The sequence below is a fragment of the Aeromicrobium sp. PFPM2_SD2 genome, from assembly GCF_057364525.1.
On sequence record NZ_JBNFNZ010000406.1, the window covers coordinates 1 to 2,237 of the forward strand.

A 2,237-nucleotide genomic window follows, 5' to 3' on the forward strand; every position below is an offset into this window, starting at 1 on the left:
CGACGAGGTCGTGGCCCGCGGCGCGCAGGCGCGCGGCGAGCACGGAGCCCACGCGTCCGGCGCCGACGACGCCGATGCGCAGGCGGGCAGGCATGCCCTGGTGCATGAGTGGTGCCTTTCGTTCCAGTCCCGCGAGCGGGTACCAGACAAGTGACGTCGTCATCGTACGCCCGGCACCGCCCGGGCCCAACCCGGAGCGGGCGCGGACGCACGACGGCGCGGGACCGCCCGAGGCCGGCCCCGGCGCCGTGCGGGTGCTGCGGTTAGCGCGCGGCGACGCGGCGCAGCGTGATGCTCTGCACCCAGGAGCCGGACTTGCTCGTCCTCACTCCGTCACGCTCGAACTCGTTCTTGAACAGGCCCTGCGTCCTGACCGTGAAGGGCTTGGTGCTCAGGAGGGTCGCCACCGGGACCCGCACCGTGCGGTCGGCGACCGGGATCTGGAAGCCGTTGCTCTGCAGCTCCTTGACGCGGCAGCGCGAGTCCCAGGCGCCCGGGTAGCCGAGGGTGCGGCCGTTCGGCGGGAAGAACATGACCTCGCCCATGCTGGCGCCCTTGGCGATGCGCACGTTCACGGTCATCCGGTCCGTCGGGTACTGCTTCGCCTCGTCGACGTCGATCTCGCACGGCTGCACGTCGGCCGGGGGCGCAGCCTCCTTGCACCCCTTGAGGTGGTTGACGTAGGTCGACGACACGTCCGGGTAGACGTCCACCTCGCGGTCGCCGCGGTAGGCGAGTCCCTCGCGCCACACGCGCGGCGAGTCGGCGGTCGGCCTGGACGCGGTGGTCTGACGCGTGCTCTCGGCGGAGATCTCGCCGCACATGGTGTCCGACTGCGTGCCGCGCTCGATGGTCTTGGATCCGAGGGCGACGACCTCGTAGGCGATGACGTCCTTCGCACCGGGCGACACGGTCATCCGGCTGACGGTGGACGACGCGGCCCGCGCGCCGCGGTACGAGCCGGCGACGGCGCGCAGGTTCCACTGGCCCATCGCGGGGGCGGTGACGGCCATCGCAGTGTTGCCGCGCGCAGCGGCCTTGACCGTCTTGAGCGTGCGCCACGCCCCTCCGTTGCTCACCTGCAGGCTGATCGGACGCCCCGCGCGGTGCGGGCTGGTCCGGACGACCGCGCGCAGGACGCCGCCGCTGGTGACGTTGGTGCCGAAGCTGAGCGCACCGACTGGGCGACCGGACGCACCGTGCCGACGGCCGAGCGGCGAGCCGCCAGGGTGCGCCCGCCCTGCTTGGCCCGGGGCGCGACGACCCGGTACTGGGTGGTGCGCGCCGGCACGCGCAGGGAGAGCCGGTAGGCGCCCTTGGCGTTCGTGCGTCCGGAGCGGACGGCCTTCCACGTCCGGCCGGACCGCAGCTGGAGCGTGACGGCCCGCTTGCCGTCCTTGCGCGGGAACGCGCCGGTGATGCTGATCGACTCGCCGGCGATGCCGGACTTGGCGGTGGCGGTGGCGCGTACCTGGTGGTCGGTGGCCTGGGCCGGGGTCGCCGGCCGCGGTGGGTGACCTCCGAACCGTAGGCGTCCCGGCGGGCGCCCCACATCCCCCGTCCCTGGGGGTGTCGGCACCGACGCCGGCACGGCCTAGCCTGGGCGCATGCCTGCTGAGAACCGCGAGCCCACCGCCCTCGACCGGGTCGCCGAGGCGTGGGTCGACACGATGCTCGACCTGCAGCCCGAGATGGCCGTCGAGCTCGGCCGTCCCGGCTACGAGGGCCGCTACGGCGACCTCTCCCCCGCGGGCCACGAGGCGTTCGCCGACGCCGCCCGGGCCACGCTGGCCCAGGTGCGCGCCACCCCGGACGCCGACGAGGTCGACCGGGTCACCCGCCTGGAGATGGAGCGGTCGCTGGAGCTGACCCTCGAGCAGCACGAGGCGGGACTGTGGCGCCGTGACCTCAACGTCATCGCGTCCCCCGCCCAGGGCATCCGCGAGGTGTTCGACCTCATGCCCACCGAGACCGAGCAGGACTGGGAGCACGTCGCGCGACGCCTGGACGCCGTCCCCGGCGCGGTCGACGGCTACGTGGCGTCGCTGCGAGCGGGACTGGAGTCCGGCGACGTCCCGGCCGAGCGCCAGGTCCGCGCGGTGCTGGCCCAGGTGAACCGGCACGCGTCCGCCGACGGGTTCTTCACGCGCCTGGGCTCCTCGCCGTCCGCGCCGGCCTCGCTGACCACCGACCTGGACCGCGGCGCCCCAGATGAAGCAGTCGACCAGTTCCATCGG

Annotated in this window: 3 protein-coding genes; 1 reads left to right on the forward strand and 2 read right to left on the reverse strand. The window is 74.0% G+C overall.

The window, feature by feature from the left end; genetic code table 11:
- Positions 1–263: 263 nt before the first annotated feature.
- Positions 264–1,079, reverse strand: coding sequence for a hypothetical protein (locus tag AC2W7G_RS14300; protein WP_485869023.1), 816 nt, complete (start codon positions 1,077–1,079; stop codon positions 264–266).
- Positions 1,076–1,552 (reverse strand): hypothetical protein, encoded by a 477-nt coding sequence (locus tag AC2W7G_RS14305; protein WP_485869024.1) that lies wholly within the window; start codon positions 1,550–1,552, stop codon positions 1,076–1,078. The genes AC2W7G_RS14300 and AC2W7G_RS14305 overlap by 4 nt, the downstream gene beginning before the upstream one ends.
- Before the next feature lie 55 nt (positions 1,553–1,607).
- Between AC2W7G_RS14305 and AC2W7G_RS14310 the strand changes: the two genes are divergently transcribed.
- The coding region (locus AC2W7G_RS14310; RefSeq protein ID WP_485869025.1) for a DUF885 family protein at positions 1,608–2,237 on the forward strand (630 nt) is incomplete at its 3' end.